The organism is Actinomycetospora sp. NBC_00405 (genome assembly GCF_036044095.1).
GTDB lineage: Bacteria > Actinomycetota > Actinomycetes > Mycobacteriales > Pseudonocardiaceae > Actinomycetospora > Actinomycetospora callitridis.
Genome location: NZ_CP107938.1, coordinates 2,354,410 through 2,375,108, shown reverse-complemented (window position 1 = coordinate 2,375,108; position 20,699 = coordinate 2,354,410). Strand labels below are relative to the sequence as shown.

Genomic DNA, 20,699 nt, shown 5'->3' with positions numbered 1-20,699 from the left:
CGCTGACATGGCTCAAACGGTCGCGCCTGACGGCTACCGGTGCGTAGATTCGCGCCATGACGAGCACCCGCGACGCGGTGTCGGTCCCCGCGAGCGAGCAGCCGGACACCTTCGACTCCCTGGATCCCCGCAACGGCCAGGTGATCGCCAGCTACCCGCGCCACACGCCCGAGCAGGTCGGCGAGGTCGTCGCGCGGGCGCGGCGGGCGTCGCGGTGGTGGAACGACCTCGGGTTCGACGGCCGGGCCCGCAAGCTCGCGGCCTGGCGCCAGCTGCTCGACCGCCGGCGCGACGAGCTCGCCGCCGTGGTCAGCCGGGAGACCGGCAAGCCGCTCGACGACGCCCGGATCGAGGGCATCCTCGCGCTCGACCACCTGCACTGGGCGGCCAAGAACGCCGCCAAGGTGCTCGGCCCGCGCAACGCGGCGGCCGGCCTGCTGATGGTCAACCACAAGGCCAGCGTCGAGTACCCGCCGATGGGCGTGGTCGGCGTGCTCGGCCCCTGGAACTACCCGGTCTTCACGCCGATGGGCTCGATCGTCTACGCGCTGGCCGCGGGCAACACCGTGGTGTTCAAGCCCAGCGAGCTCACCCCGGGTGTCGGGAAGTGGCTGGTCGACAGCTTCGCCGAGGCCGTCGGCGAGGACGCGGTGTTCCAGCTGATCACGGGCGAGGGCGAGACCGGGGCCGCGCTGTGCCGCGCCGGCGTCGACAAGCTCGCGTTCACCGGGTCGACGGCCACCGCGAAGAAGGTCATGGCCACCTGCGCCGAGACGCTGACGCCGGTGCTCGTCGAGTGCGGCGGCAAGGACGCCCTGCTCGTGGACGCCGACGCCGACCTCGACGACGCGGCCGCGGCCGTCGTGTGGGGCGCGATGTCCAACGCGGGCCAGACCTGTGTGGGCGTCGAACGGGTCTACGTCGTCGACGCGGTGGCCGAGAACCTCCTCGACCGGGTCGCCGCCCGCGCCGCCACCATCGCGCCCGGCGGGGCGCCGGACGCCCACTACGGGCCGATCACCATGCCCTCGCAGCTCGGCGTCATCTCCGGCCAGATCGACGACGCGGTGTCCCGGGGCGGGCGGGCCGTGGTCGGCGGGCGCGACTCCGTGCGCGCGCCCTACGTCGAGCCCGTGGTGCTCGCCGACGTACCCGAGGACTCCTCCGCGATCACCGACGAGACCTTCGGGCCGACCGTGGTGGTCAACCGCGTCCGCGACATCGACGAGGCCGTCGACCGCGCCAACGCCTCGCGCTACGGCCTGGGCGCATCGGTGTTCGCCAAGGCCCGCGGCCACGAGGTCGCCCGCCGGCTGCGCGCCGGCATGGTGTCGGTGAACGGGGTCATCGCCTTCGCGGGCATCCCGTCGCTGCCCTTCGGCGGCGTGGGCGACTCCGGCTTCGGGCGCATCCACGGCGTCGACGGGCTGCGCGAGTTCACCCGGCCGCTGGCGATCTCCGAGCGCCGCTTCCGCAGCGTCAACGTCATGACCTTCGACCGTCCGGGCTGGGTCGTGAAGGTCCTCGCCGGGCTGGTCAGCGTGCTGTACGGCAGGCGGCACTGACGGGCATGCTCCCGCCGTGGAGCACCTGACCGACCTCGCGCCGGGCTTCCGGACGCGGGTCCTGGACGACGGCACCACGAGCGGCGACGCCGTGCCGCTCGTCCTCCTGCACGGCACACCGTTCGACGCCGACGCGTGGGATCCCCTCCTGCCCCTGCTCGCCGGCCGGCGCGTGGTGCGCTTCGACGCCCGCGGCCACGGTGTCGCCGCGGCGGTACCGGTGGCCGACTACCGCCGCCTCGCCGCGGACGTCGTCGCCGTGCTCGACCACCTCGACATGACGGAGGCCCACGTCGTCGGCCACTCTTGGGGCGGCGAGACCGCGCAGCGGGTCGCGGTCGACCACCCGGACCGCGTCGCCCGGCTGTCGCTGCTGTGCACGCGGGCCTCGCCGTTCCCGCCGTTCACGGCCCTCGCCGCCACGCTGCGCGCGGGTGGGGCGGACCTCGAGAGCATGCTCGGGCGGTGGTTCACCGACGCCGAGCGCGCGGAGCCCGACGGCGTCGCCGCCACCGTGCGCCGCCGGCTGCGGTCCGCCGACCCACAGCGGTGGGCGGAGGCCCTGGAGATGATCGGCACCTTCGACGACCTCGGGGATCTGGCGGGCATCCCGGTGCCGGTCGACGTCGTGGCCGCCGAGCTCGACGGGGTGTCGCCGCCGGAGCACATGACCCTGATCGCCGACGCGGTGCCGTCCGGCGCCCTGCACGTCCTCGCCGGGGCCCGTCACCTCGTCCCGCTGCAGCGACCCGAGGAGGTCGCGCGGCTCGTCCTCGCACCCCGGACGGGTGCAGGACTGGAACACCGGGTGCCCGAGTAGCGATGCTTGTCCGGAGACGGTCGGACGGCCGCCCCGGAGAGGACCGCGATGCCCGGCGAGCACACCCTCGGCGACCTCGTCGAGATCGACGACCGCACCGTCCTCGTGATCGGCCAGGAGCTCGACGTCGCCCACGAGCAGCCGGACGTCGGCCACGCGCTCGTGCACCGGGCGGGGGAGTACCTGGTCCTCGTCGACACGGGCGTGACGGAGGCCTTCCGGGCCGCCCTGCGCACGGCGGTCGACCGGGTCGGGCCCTGGTCGCGGCTGCTGCTGCTCACCACGCACGGCCACACGGACCACGTCGGCAACAACGACCTCGTCGACGAGCTCGCCGCCGAGCGCGGCGTGCCGGTGGAGCACTGGGTCCCGGCGCGCGACCTCGAACAGATGCGCGACCCGGTCACCTACTGGGAGCACGCCTTCGACCGGATCGCGGGCGTCGCGCCGCTGCCGGCACCCCCGGCGCTGTCGGCAAAGAAGATCGTCTCGCTGTTCCAGCCGCTGCACCCGTTCGGCGCGACGACACGGGCCTACGAGGAGCGCCCGCTCGAGCGCCTGACGCTCGGCTCGGCGCGGATGACGGGCTGGTCGTTCGGCGACGGCGCGGTCCGGGTGCTGCGCAGCCAGGGGCACACCGCGGGCCACGTCGTCGTCCACCTGCGCGATGCCGGGCTCGTGCACCTCGGCGACGAGGCCAACGGCGGCTGCGGGGCGATGCCCGACGCCGACCAGCTCAAGCTGCACACGGTGCTCGGCGCCGTCGCCACCGCCGTGGCCGAGGGCGCGGTGTCGATCGTGACCCAGGCCCACGACGCCGCCGTCCGGCGCGGTGACGAGGCCGTCGCCCACCTCGACGAGCTCGTCGACCAGGGCGTCGCCCTGCAGGACGCCGCCCTCCACGTCACGGCCGGCCACGAGCCGGTCGATCCGCACCGGTTCCTCGACGACTTCACCCGGAAGATCTCCGAGGTCGGCGGTGGCGGGCCGAACCCGAACCCCGTGTTCACCGGGATGATGGCGGTGAACGTGCTCGCCGAGCTCGGTCTGCGGCCCGACCGCGGTCGCGACGACCACCCGTGGTCACGCCCCGACCGGACCGATCCCGAGCCGGTCGCCGGGATGCCCCACGGTCTCGCCCTGCTCCTCGCCGTGGCCGCGATGGTCGGCTGGAAGCTGCGGGGGCGCGACAAGTGACGACACCCGTGACCGAGGGGTCGCCCAAGCGGTGGCTGGTCCTCATCGCGATGACCGGCTCGCTGTCGATGATCATGCTCGACCAGACGGTGGTGTCGGTCGCCCTGCCGACGATGGGGCGCGACCTGTCGCTGGACGCGGCCGGCCAGCAGTGGGTGGTCAACGCCTACGTGCTCGCCCTCGCGGCGCTGGTCGCCCTCGGGGGCAAGGCCGCGGACCTGCTCGGGCCGCGGCGCGCGTTCCGGTCCGGGGTGACGCTGTTCTTCCTCGCCTCGGTGGGCTGCGGGCTCGCCCCGGCGGGGGAGCTCGGCGAGGCCACGATCATCGCCTGCCGGACGTTGCAGGGGGCGGGCGCGGCGCTGATGGTGCCGGTGTCGGGCGCGATCGTCATCGCCTCGTTCGGCCCGGGGGAGCGCGGGCGCGCGATGGCGATCTTCGCGGGCATCAGCCAGATCTTCGTGGCGCTCGGGCCGCTCATCGGCGGGCTGCTCACCGAGTACGTGTCCTGGCGCGCCGTGTTCTTCCTCAACGTGCCGGTCGGGATCGCGACGCTGGTGCTCGTGGCGATCGCGCCGGTCCCCGCTGCTCGCGTCGCGGGCACCCGCATCCGGCCCCTCGACGTGGTGCTCGTCGTGGCGGGCCTCGCCGCGACGACGTTCGGCATCCAGCTCGCGGGCACCGACGGCCTCTCGTCGCCGCTGGTCCTGGCCCTGGTCGTCGGTGGTATCGCGGCCACGGGCTGGTTCGTCGTGCGCCAGGTGCGGGCGACCGACCCGCTGATCCACGTCCGGCTGTTCACCGACCGAGCCTTCACCGGTGACGCCGCCGTCATGGGGTTCGTGCAGTTCGGGCTGCTCGGCCTGGTGCTCTACAGCTCGATCTACCTGCAGGAACTGCTCGGCTTCGGGCCCATGCAGGCCGGGCTCGCCGTCCTGCCGCTGATCCTGCCGCTGACCGTGGCCGCCCAGCTCGGGGGTCGCTGGTTCGACCGCGCCGGCGTCCGCGGTCCGGTGCTCACCGGGCTGGTCCTCTGCGCGGTCGGGACCGTCCTCTGGCTGCTCGCGCTGCCGGGCCTCGACTACGTCCTCCAGACCCCCGGGATGGCCCTGGTCGGTATCGGGCTCGGGCTGACGCTGTCCCCGACCAACACCGACGCGCTCGCCCGTGTCGGCGTGGGCGAGCGCACCCAGGCCTCCGGGGTGGTCCAGACCGTCCGCCAGCTCGGCGGCACGCTCGGCATCGCGGTGATCGGCGCCGTGGTGATCGCGGCCGACGGGGAGACGCCGGGGCAGACCGCCGCCCCGGCCGGGATCGCCGCCGGGTTCTGGGTCGCGGCGGTCGCGTTCGCCCTCGCCGCGCTGGTCGGGGCGATCCTGCTGGCCCGGCGCGACACGCCCTTGGCTACCGGAACGGTCAAGCTACCCGCGAGTAGAGACCCATCCCTCGGGTCGGGGTGAGACGCCGCCACGCATGGCAGGATCGCGCCCGGACAATGACCGTCGGCAGGAAGGTCTGACGTGGCGCGCGAATTCGCCCGGGTGGGAGTGGTCGGTCTCGGCACCATGGGGGCGGGCATCGTCGAGGTGTTCGCCCGCGCGGGGATCGAGGTGGTCGCCGTCGAGGTCGAGGCCGCCGCCGCGGACCGCGGCCGCGAGACCCTCGAGGCCTCGACCCAGCGGGCCGTGGACCGCTCCAAGCTCGCCGTCGAGGACCGCGAGGCGCTGCTCTCCCGCGTACGCGTCACCACCAACCTCGACGACCTCGCCGACGCCGACCTCGTGGTCGAGGCCGTCCCCGAGCGTCTCGAGCTCAAGGCCGAGGTGTTCGGCGCGCTGGACAAGGTGTGCGGCCCGGAGACGATCTTCGCGTCCAACACCTCGTCGCTGTCGATCACCGAGCTGTCGGTGCGCACCGAGCGGCCGCACCAGGTCGTCGGCATGCACTTCTTCAACCCCGCGCCCGTGCAGGCGCTGGTCGAGGTCGTGCGCACGGTCGTCACCGACCCCGAGGTGCTCTCCGACGTCACCGGCCTGGCCGTGAAGCTCGGCAAGAGCCCGGTGGTGTGCGGCGACCGCGCCGGGTTCATCGCCAACAACCTGCTCTTCACCTACCTCAACCAGGCCGTGGGCATGTTCGAGGCCCACTACGCCGGGCGCGAGGACCTCGACGCGGCCATGCGCTTCGGCTGCGGCTACCCGATGGGCCCGCTCGCGCTGATGGACCTCATCGGCCTCGACACGGCCTACGAAATCCTCGACACGATGTACAAGCAGTCGCGCAACCAGCGCCACGCGCCGGCCCCGATCCTCAAGCAGATGATCACCGCCGGTCTGCTGGGTCGGAAGTCCGGGCGCGGCTTCTACACCTACGCCGCCCCCGGGTCGCCCGAGGTCGTCGCGGACTCGCTGACCCCGCCCCCGCCCGGCCAGGAGCCCGGCGACCAGCGCTCGATCTCGACGGTCGGCGTCGTCGGCACCGGCACGATGGCCACCGGCATCGCCGAGGTGTTCGCCAAGGCCGGTTACGACGTCGTCGTCCGCGCGCGCACCGAGGCCAAGGGCGAGGGCGTCGTCGCCGGCATCCGCAAGTCGCTGGACAAGGCCGTCGTCAAGGGCAAGCTCGAGGAGTCCGCGCGCGACGAGACCCTCGCCCGCGTCCGCCCCACGACGAGGTTCGACGACCTCGCCGGCGCCGACCTCGTCGTCGAGGCCGTCGCCGAGGACCTCGAGGTCAAGCAGGCCGTCTTCGGGGCCCTCGACGACGTCTGCAAGCCCGGCGCGATCCTCGCCACCACCACCTCGTCGCTGCCGGTGGTCGAGTGCGCGGCGGCGACCCAGCGCCCCGACGACGTCATCGGCATGCACTTCTTCAACCCGGCGTCGGTGATGAAGCTGGTCGAGATCGTCAGCCCGATCACGACCTCGCCGGACGTGACGTCGACCGTGCGGGCGGTCACGGCGAAGATCGGCAAGCACCCGGTGCTCTGCGGCGACCGCGCCGGGTTCATCGTCAACGCGCTGCTCTTCCCGTACCTCAACGACGCGACGGCGATGCTCGAGGCGAACTACGCCACCGCCGACGACATCGACTCGGCCATGAAGAACGGCTGTGGCCTGCCGATGGGCCCGTTCGCGCTGCTCGACGTCGTGGGCCTGGACGTGTCGCTCGCGATCGAGCGGTCGCTCTACCTGGAGTTCCGCGTGCCCGGATTCGCCCCGGCGCCGCTGCTCGAGCACCTCGTCACCGCCGGCCGCCTGGGCCGCAAGACCGGCCAGGGCTTCCGGGACTACCAGAAGAAGTAGGTCTCCCGCGCCCGATGGCCCGCCGCTCGCGTCGCCACCCCGCCCGCCCCGCACCGGCACCTCCGCCGCTGCGGGGCGGCTGGGTGCGCGAGGAGGACGGCTGGCGGGTGCGCTCGATCAGCGGGACGGCCGCGACCAAGACCTACCGCTGTCCGGGCTGCCATCAAGAGATCGTGCCCGGGACGCCGCACGTGGTGGCGTGGCCCGCCGACGAGGTCGAGGACGACGACAACGTCGAGCGCCGGCACTGGCACACCGGGTGCTGGCGCCGGGGGCGCGGGCGTTCCGGCTAGCCCGTATGGAGGCCCGGCGCCTCGCTCGTAAGTTGGCGCGGGTCGCCGTCGCACTCGGTGACGGTGCCGCAATTACGGGAGGCGCCGGGTGTTGGCAGAGCGTACGTGGGTCGGTCTGGACGTCCATGCTCGTTCGGTCGTGGGGTGCGCGATCGACGACGAGGCATGCGAGATCCGCACCCAGCGGGTGGCACCGCAGACCGAAGCGATCGTCGATTGGGTCATGGCACTGCCGGGGCCGGTGGCGGTGACCTATGAGGCCGGCCCGACCGGGTTCGGCCTGGCCCGGGCGCTGGCCGCGGCCGGGGTGCGCTGCGAGGTGGTCGCGCCCTCGAAGCTGGAACGCCCGGCCGGAGACAAGGTCAAGACCGATCGCCGCGACGCCGAACGCCTGGCGCGGCTGCTGCGTATCGGGGAGCTGCCCGCGGTGCGGGTCCCCAGTGAGGCCGAGGAAGCCGCCCGGGACCTGGTGCGCGCCCGCGAAGACGCCCGCGGCGATCTGATGCGTGCGCGGCACCGGCTCTCCAAGCTGCTGCTGCGCCAGGGCATCGTCTGGGACCGCAGCGCGTGGACCGGCGAGCACACCGACTGGCTGCGCCGCCAGCACTTCGACCGGCGCGGGGTGCAGCTGGCCTTCGACGAAGCCCTCGATGCAGTGTTCAGCGTGCACGCCCGCCGCGACCGGCTCGACACCGCGATCGAAGAGATGGCCGGGACCGACCCGGCGTTGGCCGGGCCGGTGGGACGGCTGCGCTGCCTGCGCGGGGTCTCCACGCTGACCGCGGTCGGGCTCTGCGTCGAGGTCGCCGACTGGCACCGCTTCACCGGCTCGACCATCGGCTCCTACCTCGGGCTCGTGCCCTCAGAGTTCTCCTCCGGGGCCCGACGGGTCCAGGGCCCGATCACCAAGACCGGCAACGCCCACGCCCGCCGGCTGCTGGTCGAAGCCGCCTGGCACCACCGGCGCCCGCTGCGTCCCAGCCGGGAACGAGCCCGGCGCGCCGACGGTCAGCCCGCCGGGGTGCGGGCGCGCGCCGAGGCCGGCAACCGCCGCCTGCACCAACGCTGGTGCCGTCTCGAGCAGCGCCGCAAGCGCCCGACGGTGTCGGTGGTCGCCGTCGCTCGTGAGCTCGCCGGCTGGTGCTGGAGCCTCGCAGTGCTCGACCAGGACCCGCTCGACGAGCACCAGCATCACGCGGCCGCCTGACACGCGGCCGCCCCCACAAGCCCCGGCGGGCGCCGGGTGCGGATGCAGGCAGCGCGAGGAGCGACCCGCGAGTTAGCTATGAGCAGCTCCGCCCGACCCTCATCGAGCGGGGCGACGCTCGCCCCTAGACCCGCGGAACGCTCCCGACGAACACCCGGTCATGCGGTAACCAACCCGCGCATATCAGCCAGACCGCGCGTCGAGCCGGCACGCCTCCAACCCACCCGGCCCCGCCGGACCCACAACGCCCTAACCAGCCACGATGCCTCCCATCGAGGGCCCACCACCCCTGCCTACTTGACAGAAGTGCCCTCCATATCAGCTAGCGCGAGGGCGCGCCCGTGCGCTGCTCGGGCGCCTGGGCCCCGCCGAGGTCACCGCCGTGCCCGTTGCCGGCCTCGCCGTGCGGGGTCGGTGAGGGACGCGCGGGGGAGGCCGGCGGGTCGGGCAGGACCGGACGCTGCTCGGTGGCGCCCTCGTCGGGGAACGCGTCGACGGTGGGCAGGGCACCCAGGGCGGCGCGCAGGGTGGCCAGCTGCCCACCCACGCGGTCACGCAGGCGCCGCATCTCGGCGACCTCGACGTCGGCCTCGCGCAGCCGGCGGCGGGCCTCCTCGGCGGCGTCCTGCGCGTACTTCTCGGCGCGCTCCTTCGAGGCCTGCTCGTCGGCCTCGAGCTGGCGCATCGCCTCGCGGCGACGGGCGGCCATGGCCACCGAGAAGTCGGTCTCGACCTGCTCGCGGGTCGCCCGGCCCTCGGCGTCGAGGCGGTCGCGCTCCTGCTCGGACTCGGCGCGCAGACGCGCGGCCTCGGCCCGCGCCCCGTCCATGAGCACGCGGTGCTCGTCCTCCATCGCCCGGCGGCGCCGGTCGTTCTCGGCGAGGCCCTCGTCGTAGCGGGTGCGCGCCCGCTCGGCGTCCGCCTCGGCCCGCTCGTGCAGCTCGCGGGCCTGCCGGCGGGCCTCGTCGAGCGTTTCGCGGGCCTGCTCCTCGGCGTCCTGCACCGTGGCGCGGGCCTGCTCCTCGGCCTGCTCGACCGTGCGGCGGGCGCGGTCCTCGGCACCGGCGACGACGGTGCGCGCGTGCTCGTCCGCCTCGCCGGTCTTGCGCCGGGCGTACTCGTCGGCGTCCGCCCGCACGCTGCGCGCCGCCTCGGCGGCGTCGTCGCGCATCGCACGGGTCTCGTCCTGGGCCAGGCGCAGCATGCGCTGGAGGCGCTCCGAGAGCCCCTCCATGGTGTCCGGCGGCGCGGAGAGCCGGTCGACCTGGGCCCGCAGGTCCTCCACGTAGGCGCGGTGGTGGTCCAGCGCGCGGGCGAGCTCGGTGGCCTGGGCCACCGCGGCGTCGCGGTCGGCGGTGAGGATCCGCAGGTCGGCCTCGACGCGGTCGAGGTGCTCCTCGACCTGGCCGCGGTCGTATCCGCGGCGCACGACGTCGAAGCCGGTCCCCAGCGGCAACAGCTCGTGCTCGTCGGACGGCATGCGGGTCACGGTACCGGCGGCGCGGGGGCCGCTCCACGTACGGGTGAGCCCGAACGGATGGTCCTCACTCCCCGCGGAAGCGGTTGATCGAGGACTCGTGCCGCGCGCGCTTCTCGGTGTCCGTGACGCCGAGGCCCTCCTCGGGGGCGAGGCAGAGGACGCCGACCTTGCCCTGGTGGTTGTTGTGGTGGACGTCGTTGGCCGCCTCGCCGGTCTCCTCCAGCGCGTAGGTCTTCGACACCGTCGGGTGGATCTTCCCCTGGGCCACCAGGCGGTTCGCCAGGTAGGCCTCCTTGTAGTTCGCGAAGTGCGACCCGATGATCCGCTTGAGGTTCATCCACAGGTAGCGGTTGTCGTACTGGTGCATGAAGCCCGACGTGGAGGCGCAGGTGACGATCGTGCCGCCGCGCTTGGCGACGTAGACCGAGGCGCCGAAGGTCTCGCGGCCCGGGTGCTCGAAGACGATGTCCGGGTCGTCGCCACCGGTCAGCTCACGAATCTTCGAGCCGAACCGCTTCCACTCGCGCGGGTCCTGGGTCTCGGGGTCGGACCAGAACTTGTAGCCCTCGGCGGAGCGGTCGATGATCAGCTCGGCGCCCATCTTGCGGCAGAGCTCGGCCTTCTCGGGGCTGGAGACGACGCAGACCGGGGTCGCGCCGCCGTTGAGGGCGAACTGGGTGGCGTAGGAGCCGAGGCCGCCCGACGCGCCCCAGATCAGGACGACGTCGCCCTGGGTCATGTTGGCGCCGTGGGGGCTGACCAGCTGGCGGTACGCCGTGGAGTTCACCAGGCCGGGGGACGCGGACTCCTCCCAGGTGAGGTGCTCCGGCTTCGGCATCAGCTGGTTGGTCTTCACCAGCGCGACGTCGGCGAGGCCGCCGAAGTTCGTCTCGAAGCCCCAGATGCGCTGCTCCGGGTCCATCATCGTGTCGTCGTGGCCCGCGGGGCTCTCGAGTTCCACCGAGAGGCAGTGCGCGACGACCTTGTCGCCCGGCTTCCACATCTGCACGCCCGCGCCGACCTTGAGGACCACGCCGGAGAGGTCGGAGCCGACGACGTGGTACGGCAGGTCGTGGCGCTTGGCCAGCTCGGAGATGCGGCCGTAGCGCTTGAGGAAGCCGAAGGTGGACACCGGCTCGAAGATCGAGGTCCACACGGTGTTGTAGTTGATCGCGCTCGCCATCACGGCGACGAGGGCCTCACCGGGCGCGACCTCGGGCGTCGGCACCTCGTCGAGGTGCAGCGACTTGCGCGGGTCCTTCTCGCGCGAGGCCATCCCCTCGAACATGTCGGCCTCGTCGGCGTGGACGGTGATGCCCCGGTAGGACTCGGGGACCGACAGACCGGCGAGGGCGGCGGTGTCGTCGGCGAGGATGGCGTCGCGGATGTCCTGCACGGTTGTTGCCTCCGGATGTGTGCGGTCGCCGCAGGCTACCGGTGGGTAACGTTTCTGGGGACCGGGGTGTGAGCGGGTCGGTGGCTCGGTGGTCGGCTGGTCAGTGTTCGACTGCTCAGTGCTCGGCCGCGGGCTCGACGAGCTCGACGAGGACGCCGCCGGCGTCCTTGGGGTGGACGAAGTTGACGCGGGAGCCCGCGGTGCCGCGGCGCGGGGCGTCGTAGAGCAGGCGCAGCCCCTTCTCCCGCAACGCCGCGGCGCTGGCCTCGACGTCGGTGACGCGGTAGGCCACCTGCTGGAGCCCGGGGCCGTTGCGGTCCAGGAACTTCGCGATCGTCGACGACTCGTTCGCCGGCGCCAGCAGCTGCACCGCCGGGCCCGCGTCGTCGCCGGGCGCGTGGAGCATCGCCTCGCGCACCCCCTGTTCCTCGTTGACCTCCTGGTGGGTCGCGACGAGCCCGAGGTTCTCGGCGTACCAGGCGATCGCAGCGTCGAGGTCGGCGACGGCGATGCCCACGTGATCGATCGTCGTGATCCCGCTCGCGCTCAGGTCGTCGGATGGCATGGCGCGCACCCTAACCATCTGAATCGAACTGCCGACCCCGTGACGCAGCGCACGCTTGATTTCCCAAGCTGCGTCCGGCGATGCGGTCCGGTCGCGGTGGGTAACGTGGCGCGCCGTGGATCTGGACCGTCTGGTGGCCGACGCCCGCGAGGGCACTCCGCGGGCGGTGGGCCGGCTGATCTCGCTGGTCGAGGACGGCAGTCCCCGACTCCGGGACCTGGCCGCCGCCCTCGCCCCGCACACCGGGCGCGCCCGTGTGGTGGGCCTGACCGGCTCTCCGGGCGTCGGGAAGTCGACGACGACGTCCGCGCTGGTCTCCGCCCTGCGGGCCGACGACCGGCGGGTCGGCGTGCTCGCGGTCGACCCCAGCTCGCCGTTCTCGGGTGGCGCGCTGCTCGGCGATCGGGTCCGGATGGGTGAGCACGCGACGGACCCGGGTGTGTTCATCCGATCGATGGCCACCCGCGGCCATCTGGGTGGTCTGGCGGCCGCGACGCCGCAGGCCCTGCGCGTCCTCGACGCCGCCGGGTGCGACGTGATCCTGGTCGAGACGGTGGGGGTGGGCCAGTCCGAGGTGGAGGTCGTGGCCCTGGCCGACACGACGGTCGTGCTCCTGGCCCCCGGGATGGGGGACTCCGTCCAGGCGGCCAAGGCCGGGATCCTCGAGGTGGCGGACGTGTTCGTGGTCAACAAGGCGGACCGGGACGGCGCGGACGCCACCGTGCAGGAGCTCCAGCACATGATCTCGCTGAACCGCCGCGAGGTCGACGGCCCGTCCTGGCGCCCGCCCGTGGTGCGCACCGTGGCCGCGTCGGGGCAGGGGATCGACGAGCTCGTCGCCGCGCTCGACCGGCACCGCACCTGGGCGGTCGACCACGACCTCCTCGCCGAGGGCCCCCGCCGCCGGGCCCGCGCCGAGATCGAGGTCATCGCCCTGGCCGACCTGCGGACGCGCATCCGGGACCTGTCGGGCTCGGCGACGCTGCCGGCCCTCGCCGAGCGCGTGGTCGCCGGCGAGCTCGACCCCTACGCCGCCGCGGACGAGGTCGTGGCGTCGGTGCGGACCTGAGGACCTGAGGACCTGGGGGCCCGTCACTGCAGGCCCGCGGCCGGGAGCGCCGCGGAGAGCCAGGGGATGACGACGGCGACCGTCGGCACGACGACCACCGCAGCCGCCGTGAGGTAGACGCCGGTGGCGAGGCGGCGGTCGCCGCAGCGCAGGGTCCGCACACGCTCGAGCCTGGCGGCGACCTCGGTGTCGCCGGTGACGACGAACGCCTCGAGCGCGCCGGCCATCGCGGTGTCCGAGGACCTCGCACGGGCGGCGTCGTCGGCGAGCATCTCGAGCAGCAGGCCCACGGCGTCGCGGGCCTGCCGGCTGCGCACGAGCACGGGGAACGCCTGGTGGAGGGCGACGAAGCTCTCGCGGACGAGGTCGTGGCGCGCGTCGAGGTGGGCCTGCTCGTGGGCGAGCACGGCGCGCAGCTCCTCGGGCGCGAGGGTGTCGAGCGCCGCCTCGGTGACCACCACGCGGGGGGCGCGCCCGGGCACGCAGTAGGCGAAGGGCACGGCGCCGTCGAGCACGCGCAGCACGGCGCGCGCCCCGGGGCTGCCGACCGTGGCGCTGCGCTCGGCGCGGTCGAGCAGGTCGAGCATGTCCCGGTGCCGGGCGCGGCGCCGCCGGGTGCGCACGCCCAGCAGGACGAGGACGACGGCCAGGCGCAGGACGATCAGCCCGGCGATGGTCGCGGCGACGGCGACGGCGACCAGCAGCGGGGTGCCGGTGCGCTGCTGCGGGCCGAGGGCGCGCAGCAGCTCCTCGGGCGCGGCGAGCGCGCTGCCCACGGCGGCGAGCACGGCCGCGAGCGCGACGGCCTGCCACAGCACGATCGCGGCACGCGGCACCCGCGCCGGCCAGCGGGCGCGGGCCAGCGCAGAGGGGACGGGGCCGGCCAGCACGAGGGCGAGCACGGCCAGCCACACCGAGGCCATGGTCGGTCAGTCTGGGCCCGGAGGACACGGAGCGCAGCAGCGCCGGACCATCAGTGTGCGCCCGCGATCACGAGTCGGCGGCGCGTTCGTCCCCGTCGACGCGTGGTTGGGGCACCTGCGGCATCGCCGGCATCTCGGCGGCCGGGGCCGGCCCGGTCTGCAGGGCCGCGCGCAGGGCGGCGGCCTCCTCCGGGCCCACACGGTCGACAAAGGCCACGAGGGCGGCCGTGCGGTCGTCGCCGACGTCGCCCAGGGCGTCGAGCATGAGCGAGGCCGTCAGCTGCTCGCGGGTGGACGCCGCGGCGTAGCGGTAGGCCTTGCCGTCACGCTCCTGCCGGACGACGCCCTTCTTCGCGAGGCGCCCGAGCACCGTCATCACCGTCGTGTAGGCGAGCTCCCGTTCGAGCCTGTCGTGCACCTCACGCACGGTCAGGGGGCCGGGAGCCGCCCACAACTGCCCCATCACTGCGCGCTCCAGCTCACCGAGGGCCACGACACTCATCCTAACCGTGAATCCCCTTGCCAACGCAACCCGTCGTACTACGCTTGGTCGTAGATACGACGTCGTGTCGTAGGTGGGAGGTCGTCATGACCGCACTGGAGCTGTCCCGACTGCAGTTCGCGGTCGTGACCGTGTACCACTACCTGTTCGTCCCACTGTCGATCTCGCTGGCGACGCTGACGGCGCTGCTGCAGACGTTCGCGTACCGCAGCAAGGACCCGCGCTGGCAGCGGTTGACGCTGGTCGCGGGCAAGCTGCTCATGATCACGTTCGCGGTCGGGATCGTCACCGGGCTGGTGCAGGAGTTCCAGTTCGGGCTCTCGTGGTCGGACTTCGCCCGCTTCTACGGCGACGTCTTCGGTCCGACGCTGGCGATCGAGGGGATGCTCGCGTTCTTCCTCGAGGCCACGTTCCTGGGGCTGTGGTGGTTCGGGGCCGACCGGCTGCGCCCCGCCCTGCACCTGGCGACGATCTGGATCGTCGCCGTCGGCACCCTGATCTCGGCGTACGTGATCCTCGCGGCCAACGCCTTCATGCAGAACCCGGTGGCCTACACGCTCGACCCGGTCACCGGCCGGGCCCGCCTCGGCGACTTCACCGACCTGCTGACCAACCAGGTCGTCCTCGCCGCCTTCCCGCACACGATCGCCGGCGCCTTCCTCGGCGGCGGGGCGCTGCTGCTGGCGATCGGGGGGTTCCGGCGCTGGCGCTCGGCCGGGGGCGACGCCACCGGGCAGTGGCGCCTGCTCGTGCGCGTCGGCGCCTGGACGACGCTGGTCTCGGGAACGGCCGTCGCGCTCACCGGCGACCTGCTGGGCAAGGTGATGACCAGTGTGCAGCCGATGAAGATGGCGGCCGCGGAGGCGCTCTACGCCACGCAGGCGGGGGCCCCGTTCTCGCTGTTCGCCGTGGGCGCGCCGGGGGACGAGGAGCCGTTCTTCTCGCTCGACGTGCCCTGGCTGCTCTCGTTCCTCGCGACGGGCGACCCGACGGCGACCGTCCAGGGCATCGACGACCTGCAGGCCCAGTACGTCGCGCAGTTCGGGCCCGGCGACTACGTCCCCGTGGTGCCGATGGCCTACTGGAGCTTCCGCTTCATGATCGGTTTCGGGGTGGTGGCGACGATCGTCGCGGCCTGGGTCCTGTGGCGGATGCGCCGGGGGCGGGACCTTTCGCCCGGTGACCGTGGGCTGTTCGCGCTGGTGGACCGCTGGTTGCTGCGCGGGCTCTGGGTCGTCCCGGTCCTGCCTGCCCTCGCCGCGACCGCCGGCTGGCTGTTCACCGAGACGGCCCGCCAGCCCTGGCTCGTCTTCGGCCTGTTCCGCACCGCCGACGGGGTCTCGCCCGGGCTGACTCCCGTCGAGATCGTCGCCTCGCTGGCCGGGTTCGCCGCGGTCTACGGCCTGCTGGCCGTCGTCTGGGTGCGGCTCGTGCTGCGGGTGGCCCGCACCGCCTCCGACGAGCCCGATGAGCCCGCAGCGGCCGTCGAGCCCGACCGTCCCCTCGTCCCGTCCTACTAGTCCGTCGCGCCAAGGAGATGCGCACGTCAGCGCTCCTCCGTCGCGCTGTCCTGCGACCTCCGGCGCGCAACTGAAAGGTGCCCGCGATGGACCTCCCCACCCTGTGGTTCGCCCTGGCGGTCACCTGCTGGGTGCTGTTCTTCGTGCTCGAGGGCTTCGACTTCGGCGTCGGGGTGCTCGCGGGCGCGCTGGGTCGCGACGACCACGAGCGCGGCGCCGGGGTGACGACGATCGGCCCGGTCTGGGACGGCAACGAGGTGTGGCTCGTGGCCGCGGTCGGCGTCACGTTCGCCGCGTTCCCCGACTGGTACGCCGCGCTGATGAGCGGGCTCTACCTGCCGTTCGTGCTGATCCTGCTCGCGCTGGCCGCGCGCGGGGTGGCTCTGGAGTTCCGGTCCAAGGGCGGCACCGCACGGTGGCGCGCGGCGTGCGACGCCGTGCTCGCGGGTTCGTCGCTGCTGGTCGCGGCCCTGTGGGGCGCGGTGCTCGGCGTCCTCGCGACCGGTCTCGCGCTCGGCGCGGACGGGGAGGTCGTCGGGTCGGGCCTCGGGCGCTCGGTGGCGCCGCTGGTGTCGACGCCCGCGCTGCTGGGCGCGGCGCTCGGTCTCGCCGTCGCGCTGGTGCAGGGGGCGACGTTCCTGGGCCTGCGCACCACGGGCCCGCTGCGGGCGCGGGCGCGGGTGGCGGCGCTCGGGGCGCTGGTGCCGGTGGCGGTGCTGGTCGCGGTGGTCGCGCCCCTCGGGCTGGTGGCCGTCGGGGTGCTGGCCGTCCTGGTGGCCGCTCGGCGCGAGGTGCTGGCGTTCGCGACGACCTCGGTGGCCGTGGCCGGCGGCGTCGTCGCGGTGCTCGCCGCGCACCTGCCCGTGGTGCTGCCGAGCACCCTGGACCCGGCGTTCTCGCTGACCGTCGCCGGGGCGGCCGCGAGCCCCGGCGCGCTGCGGCTGATCACGATCGCCGCGGTGCTCGTGCTGCCCGGCGTCGTGGCCTACCAGGCGTTCTCGTACTGGGTGTTCCGCCGGCGCGTGGCCAGTGAGCGGGTGGCGACGTGAGGGGCCCCGTGGATCCGCGGCTGCTGACGCTCGCCCGTGGGGCGTGGCCCGGCGTGACCGGGCTGGTGCTCGTGGGGGTCGCGCAGGCGGCCGGGACCGTGGCGGCGGCGCTGGCGGCGGCCACGGTCGTCACGGCGCTGGTGACGGGCACCGAGGGCGTCCCGCGCGGCGCGATCGCCGTGCTCGCCGGTGTGGTGGTCGTGCGCGCGCTGCTGGCCTGGCTCGAGCCGTGGCTCGCGGCGCGCACGGGGGAACAGGTGGTCGAGCGCGAGCGTGAGCGGTTGCTCGACCGCCTCGGCCACGACGACGCGCCCGCCGTCGTGGGGCTCGCCGGGCACGGCGTCGACGCGCTGCGCGGGTGGTTCACCGCGACGCTGCCCGCGCTCGTGCTCGCGGTGGTGCTGCCGCCGGCGGTGCTGGTGGTGCTCGCGCTCGCCGACCCGACGTCCGCGCTGGTCGTGGCCGCGACGCTGCCGTTGGTGCCGGTGTTCGCGGTGCTGCTGGGGTGGGCCGCGCGGGCCCGGGCGCGCCGCGAGTGGGCGGCCGGCGAGCGGCTGGCCGGGCACTTCCTCGACACCGTCTCCGGCCTCGCCACGCTGCGCCTGTTCGGGCGGGGGCGGCGGGCCGTCGACTCCGTCGCCGCGCTCGGTGAGCGGCACCGTGAGGCGTCGGTGCGGGTGCTGCGGGTGGCCTTCCTGTCCTCGACGGCCCTGGAGCTGCTCGGGACGCTGTCGGTGGGGCTCGTCGCGGTCGGGGCCGGTGTGCGCCTGGTCGAGGGCACGATGGCGCTCTACCCCGCCCTCGTCGCGATCCTGCTCGCGGGCGAGGCCCACCGCCCCGTACGCGAGGCCGGCGCGCGCTTCCACGACACCGCGCGGGCGACGGCGGTGCTGGACGAGCGGGACGCGGTGCTCGCGTCGTCCTCGGTGGCGCTCGAGCGGTCGGTGTCGGAAGGTCGTGCGCGCGTGGCCGTGCGGGACCTGGTCGTCCGGCACCCGGGGCGTGTCGCGGCGACCCCGTCGCTCGCCCGTCTCGACGGCACCGGGGGCGAGCTGCTCGTCGTCGCCGGGCCCTCGGGCGTCGGCAAGACGACGCTGCTGCGCGCGCTGGCCGGCACGCTCGACGACGCCGCGTCGGTCGAGGGCCGAGTGGAGGTGCGCGGGCGCCTCGTCGTGCTCGGCCAGCATCCGCAGCTCCCGCACGCCGCGACGGTGGGCGAGGCGCTGGGCGCGGGGTCGCCGGCCCAGCTGCGGCGCCTGGGCCTCGACCTGGACCCCGCGGCACCCCTCGCCGAGGCCGGCCGCTCGCTGTCCTCGGGGCAGCGCCGCCGACTGGCCCTCGCCCGGGTGCTCGGCGAGGCCGCCACCGACCCCGCCGGCACCGTCGTCCTGCTCGACGAGCCCACGGCGCACCTCGACGCCGCGAGCGAGCAGGCCGTCGTGGCCGAGCTGCGGGCCCTGGCGCAGGCGGGGGCCCTCGTGCTCGCCGTCGCCCACCGTGACGCCCTGCGCCGCGCCGCCGACCGCGTGGTCGACCTGGCGGGCGCGGGGGCTGTGGGAGCGAGGGACGCCCTCGCTGCCTGCCACGCAGGCGAGGCGTCCCTCGCTGCGGCGCGCGTCGCGGGCCCCGGAGGAGCGAGGGACGCCCTCGCTGCTCCGGCCGCAGGTGAGGCGTCCCTCGCTGCCTCATCTCGGCGTGGGCTCCCGCGCGCGATCGCGCTCGGTGCCGGGGCAGCGCTCGCTGGGGTGGCGCTGACGGCGTCGGCGGCGTGGCTGATCGCGCGGGCCGCGGGTCAGCCGCCGATCCTCACCCTGTCGATCGCGGTCGTCGCCGTGCGGGGCTTCGCCATCGCGCGCCCGCTGCTGCGCCACCTCGAGCGGGTCGCGGCGCACGCCGACGGCCTCGGCCGGATGGTGCGCTGGCGCCGGGACGTCGTCGCGGCGCTCGCCGAGCGCGTGCCCGGCGCGGTCGCCGGCCGTCGGGGCCACCTGCTCGCCCGGGTCACCGACGACGTCGACGTGCGCCTCGACGGCCTCGTGCGCGGCGTGCTGCCGCTCGCCGTGGCCGCCCTCGCCCTGCCCGTGCTCCTCGGCGCGGCGACCCTGATCGGGCCGGGCGTGGCCGGCGCGCTCCTGCCGGGGCTGGCGCTCGCGGTGATCGGCGCGCCCCTGGTCGCCGCGGGGCTGGCGCGCCGCCACGGGCCCGCGGTCGAGCGCGGCACCGACGACGTGCGCGCAGCGGTGGTCGAGACCCACGCCGCTCGCGACGAGCTCGCCGCCCGCGGCCCCGAGGCGTTGCGCGCCGTGCCCCGCGCGCGGGCGGCCGCGCTCGCCCGGGCGCGCCGGGGCGACGCCGCCGGTGGGGCCGTCGCCGCCGCGCTCGCGCAGCTCGGCCTCGGCGCCGCCGCGATCGGCGCGGCCCTCGCCGCCCCGGCGGCGGTGTCCCCGGAGCTCGCCGCGGTCGCGGTGCTCGCCCCGCTGGCGCTCGGCGAGACCGTCCTCGCGCTCCCCGCGGCGGCCGCCGCCGTGGTCCGCGGGCGAGGCGCCCGCACCCGGCTCGCCGCCTTGAGCGCGCCGACCCCACCGGCGAGCGAGCCCGAGCACCCGGTGGACGCCCCGCGCCGAGGACGCCTGGTGCTCCGCGACGTCACCGCCGGCTGGGGACCCGTGCCTGCCCTGCGCCACCTCGCCCTCGACCTCCCCGCCGGCCACCGCGTCGGCATCACGGGCGCCTCGGGCTCGGGCAAGTCGACGCTCGCCGCGGTGCTCACGCGCCTGCTCGACCCGGCGGCCGGGAGCATGACGCTCGGCGGGGTGGACGCCGCCGCCGTGCCCGGCGACGCCTGGCGGCGCGCGGTCGCCCTCGTCGGCGAGCACGACCACGTCTTCGCGACGACCCTGCGCGAGAACCTGCGATTCGCGGCCCCGACGGCCGCCGACGCGGACCTCGTCGCCGTCCTGCACCGCGTCCGGCTCGGCGACTGGTTCGCCGGCCTGCCCGACGGCCTCGACACCTGGCTGGACGGCGGGCGCATCTCCGGCGGCGAGCGCCGTCGCCTCGCCGCCGCCCGGGCGCTGCTCGTCGACCCCGCCGTGCTCGTGCTCGACGAGCCGACCGAGGGCCTCGACCCGGCCACCGCCCGCGCCCTCGTCGCCGACCTCGTCGACGGGGCGGCGGACCGCACGGTCGTCCTGCTCGCCCACCGGGGCGAGGGTCTCGACCTCGTCGACGAGGTGGCCCGTCTCGAGGACGGGGTGCTGCAGACCGTCTGGGGGAGCGTTCAGGCGAAGTCGCCCGCGGCGTGACGCACGCTGGCCAGCAGGCTCGTCAGCATCTCGGTCTGGCCCTCGTCGAGCCCGACCAGCCCGAAGTCGACGGCCGTGACCGACGCCGTCGCCGCGGCGCACAGATCGCGGCCGGCGTCGGTGATCTCCACGAGCGTGGTGCGCCCGTCCGTCGGGTGCGGCCGGCGGACGACGAGGCCGGAGCCCTGGAGACGGTCGACGATGTTCGTGATCGACGTGGGGTGCAGCTGCAGCCGCTCACCCATGATCCGCATCGGCAGCGCCCCGGCCCGCGAGAACCGCAGGAGCACCAGCGCCTCGTAACGGGCGAAGGTCAGGCCGTGCGGACGCAGGGCCGCGTCGACCGCCTGCTGCAGGATCTGCTGGACGCGCATGACGCTCGTGACCGCCGCCATCGCGCGCGGCTCGCCGATCCGCTCGTTCCAGAGGGACGCGGCCCGCGCGATCGGGTCGAACGGCAGCGGTGCGGACGCGGTCATGGCGTCGGTGAATTTATCAGCGGATCG

The 20,699-nt window shown here is 74.7% G+C and carries 17 protein-coding genes; 11 read left to right on the top strand and 6 right to left on the bottom strand.

Annotated elements, in window-relative coordinates; genetic code table 11:
- Positions 1-56: 56 nt before the first annotated feature.
- From OG774_RS11700 to OG774_RS11670, 7 genes are all read left to right on the top strand, one after another.
- Positions 57-1,565, top strand: coding sequence for an aldehyde dehydrogenase family protein (locus tag OG774_RS11700; protein ID WP_328309576.1), 1,509 nt, complete (start codon positions 57-59; stop codon positions 1,563-1,565).
- 16 nt (positions 1,566-1,581) lie between these two features.
- A complete protein-coding gene (locus OG774_RS11695; protein ID WP_328309574.1) occupies positions 1,582-2,385 on the top strand; it encodes an alpha/beta fold hydrolase in 804 nt (267 codons plus the stop codon).
- A 48-nt stretch (positions 2,386-2,433) separates the two neighbouring features.
- On the top strand, positions 2,434-3,582 hold the full coding sequence (locus OG774_RS11690) for an MBL fold metallo-hydrolase (RefSeq protein WP_328309572.1): 1,149 nt from the start codon (positions 2,434-2,436) through the stop codon (positions 3,580-3,582).
- Positions 3,579-5,039 (top strand): DHA2 family efflux MFS transporter permease subunit, encoded by a 1,461-nt coding sequence (locus OG774_RS11685; RefSeq protein ID WP_328309570.1) that lies wholly within the window; start codon positions 3,579-3,581, stop codon positions 5,037-5,039. The genes OG774_RS11690 and OG774_RS11685 overlap by 4 nt, the downstream gene beginning before the upstream one ends.
- A 60-nt stretch (positions 5,040-5,099) precedes the next feature.
- Positions 5,100-6,884: a 3-hydroxyacyl-CoA dehydrogenase family protein gene (locus tag OG774_RS11680; RefSeq protein WP_328309568.1), complete on the top strand. Its 1,785-nt coding sequence runs from the start codon at positions 5,100-5,102 to the stop codon at positions 6,882-6,884.
- A gap of 14 nt (positions 6,885-6,898) precedes the next feature.
- Positions 6,899-7,177 (top strand): hypothetical protein, encoded by a 279-nt coding sequence (locus OG774_RS11675; protein ID WP_328309566.1) that lies wholly within the window; start codon positions 6,899-6,901, stop codon positions 7,175-7,177.
- 88 nt (positions 7,178-7,265) lie between these two features.
- The gene (locus OG774_RS11670; RefSeq protein ID WP_328309564.1) at positions 7,266-8,384 is read left to right on the top strand and encodes an IS110 family transposase; all 1,119 of its coding nucleotides are present in this window, start codon (positions 7,266-7,268) and stop codon (positions 8,382-8,384) included.
- 322 nt (positions 8,385-8,706) lie between these two features.
- Here OG774_RS11670 and OG774_RS11665 read toward each other — a convergent pair whose 3' ends face one another.
- The 3 genes from OG774_RS11665 to mce form a co-directional block, all read right to left on the bottom strand.
- Complete coding sequence (locus tag OG774_RS11665) at positions 8,707-9,864, bottom strand: DivIVA domain-containing protein (RefSeq protein ID WP_328309562.1); 1,158 nt, start codon at positions 9,862-9,864, stop codon at positions 8,707-8,709.
- A gap of 64 nt (positions 9,865-9,928) precedes the next feature.
- On the bottom strand, positions 9,929-11,260 hold the full coding sequence (gene ccrA, locus OG774_RS11660) for a crotonyl-CoA carboxylase/reductase (RefSeq protein ID WP_328309560.1): 1,332 nt from the start codon (positions 11,258-11,260) through the stop codon (positions 9,929-9,931).
- Between the two features lie 115 nt (positions 11,261-11,375).
- Entirely contained in the window at positions 11,376-11,825 is a 450-nt protein-coding gene (gene mce / locus OG774_RS11655; RefSeq protein ID WP_328309558.1) for a methylmalonyl-CoA epimerase, read from the bottom strand.
- A gap of 115 nt (positions 11,826-11,940) precedes the next feature.
- On the opposite strand from mce, the gene meaB reads away from it, so the two are divergent.
- On the top strand, positions 11,941-12,894 hold the full coding sequence (gene meaB / locus OG774_RS11650; protein ID WP_328309556.1) for a methylmalonyl Co-A mutase-associated GTPase MeaB: 954 nt from the start codon (positions 11,941-11,943) through the stop codon (positions 12,892-12,894).
- A gap of 23 nt (positions 12,895-12,917) precedes the next feature.
- On the opposite strand, the gene OG774_RS11645 is transcribed toward meaB, so the two are convergent.
- Together OG774_RS11645 and OG774_RS11640 are read right to left on the bottom strand one after the other, a co-directional pair.
- Positions 12,918-13,817: a M56 family metallopeptidase gene (locus OG774_RS11645; RefSeq protein ID WP_328309554.1), complete on the bottom strand. Its 900-nt coding sequence runs from the start codon at positions 13,815-13,817 to the stop codon at positions 12,918-12,920.
- A 67-nt stretch (positions 13,818-13,884) separates the two neighbouring features.
- Complete coding sequence (locus OG774_RS11640; protein WP_328309552.1) at positions 13,885-14,319, bottom strand: BlaI/MecI/CopY family transcriptional regulator; 435 nt, start codon at positions 14,317-14,319, stop codon at positions 13,885-13,887.
- Positions 14,320-14,405: 86 nt separating this feature from the next.
- Here OG774_RS11640 and OG774_RS11635 point away from each other — a divergent pair, with 86 nt between their 5' ends.
- From OG774_RS11635 to cydC, 3 genes are all read left to right on the top strand, one after another.
- Positions 14,406-15,839, top strand: a complete 1,434-nt coding sequence (locus OG774_RS11635; protein WP_328309550.1) for a cytochrome ubiquinol oxidase subunit I — start codon at positions 14,406-14,408, stop codon at positions 15,837-15,839.
- A gap of 86 nt (positions 15,840-15,925) precedes the next feature.
- Positions 15,926-16,888: a cytochrome d ubiquinol oxidase subunit II gene (gene cydB, locus OG774_RS11630; RefSeq protein ID WP_328309548.1), complete on the top strand. Its 963-nt coding sequence runs from the start codon at positions 15,926-15,928 to the stop codon at positions 16,886-16,888.
- Positions 16,885-20,193, top strand: a complete 3,309-nt coding sequence (gene cydC, locus OG774_RS11625) for a thiol reductant ABC exporter subunit CydC (RefSeq protein ID WP_328309546.1) — start codon at positions 16,885-16,887, stop codon at positions 20,191-20,193. The genes cydB and cydC overlap by 4 nt, the downstream gene beginning before the upstream one ends.
- On the opposite strand, the gene OG774_RS11620 is transcribed toward cydC, so the two are convergent.
- Positions 20,169-20,672, bottom strand: coding sequence for a MarR family winged helix-turn-helix transcriptional regulator (locus OG774_RS11620; protein ID WP_328309544.1), 504 nt, complete (start codon positions 20,670-20,672; stop codon positions 20,169-20,171). The genes cydC and OG774_RS11620 overlap by 25 nt on opposite strands.
- Positions 20,673-20,699: the final 27 nt, after the last annotated feature.

What these genes read in the sequence shown, in the direction of transcription:
- OG774_RS11665 (WP_328309562.1), bottom strand. Translation starts at nt 9,864, where the DNA reads ATGCCGTCCGACGAGCACGAGCTGTTGCCGCTGGGGACCGGCTTCGAC.
- OG774_RS11620 (WP_328309544.1), bottom strand. Translation starts at nt 20,672, where the DNA reads ATGACCGCGTCCGCACCGCTGCCGTTCGACCCGATCGCGCGGGCCGCG.
- OG774_RS11675 (WP_328309566.1), top strand. Translation starts at nt 6,899, where the DNA reads ATGGCCCGCCGCTCGCGTCGCCACCCCGCCCGCCCCGCACCGGCACCT.
- OG774_RS11645 (WP_328309554.1), bottom strand. Translation starts at nt 13,817, where the DNA reads ATGGCCTCGGTGTGGCTGGCCGTGCTCGCCCTCGTGCTGGCCGGCCCC.
- OG774_RS11640 (WP_328309552.1), bottom strand. Translation starts at nt 14,319, where the DNA reads ATGAGTGTCGTGGCCCTCGGTGAGCTGGAGCGCGCAGTGATGGGGCAG.
- OG774_RS11690 (WP_328309572.1), top strand. Translation starts at nt 2,434, where the DNA reads ATGCCCGGCGAGCACACCCTCGGCGACCTCGTCGAGATCGACGACCGC.
- mce (WP_328309558.1), bottom strand. Translation starts at nt 11,825, where the DNA reads ATGCCATCCGACGACCTGAGCGCGAGCGGGATCACGACGATCGATCAC.
- OG774_RS11635 (WP_328309550.1), top strand. Translation starts at nt 14,406, where the DNA reads ATGACCGCACTGGAGCTGTCCCGACTGCAGTTCGCGGTCGTGACCGTG.
- cydB (WP_328309548.1), top strand. Translation starts at nt 15,926, where the DNA reads ATGGACCTCCCCACCCTGTGGTTCGCCCTGGCGGTCACCTGCTGGGTG.
- OG774_RS11700 (WP_328309576.1), top strand. Translation starts at nt 57, where the DNA reads ATGACGAGCACCCGCGACGCGGTGTCGGTCCCCGCGAGCGAGCAGCCG.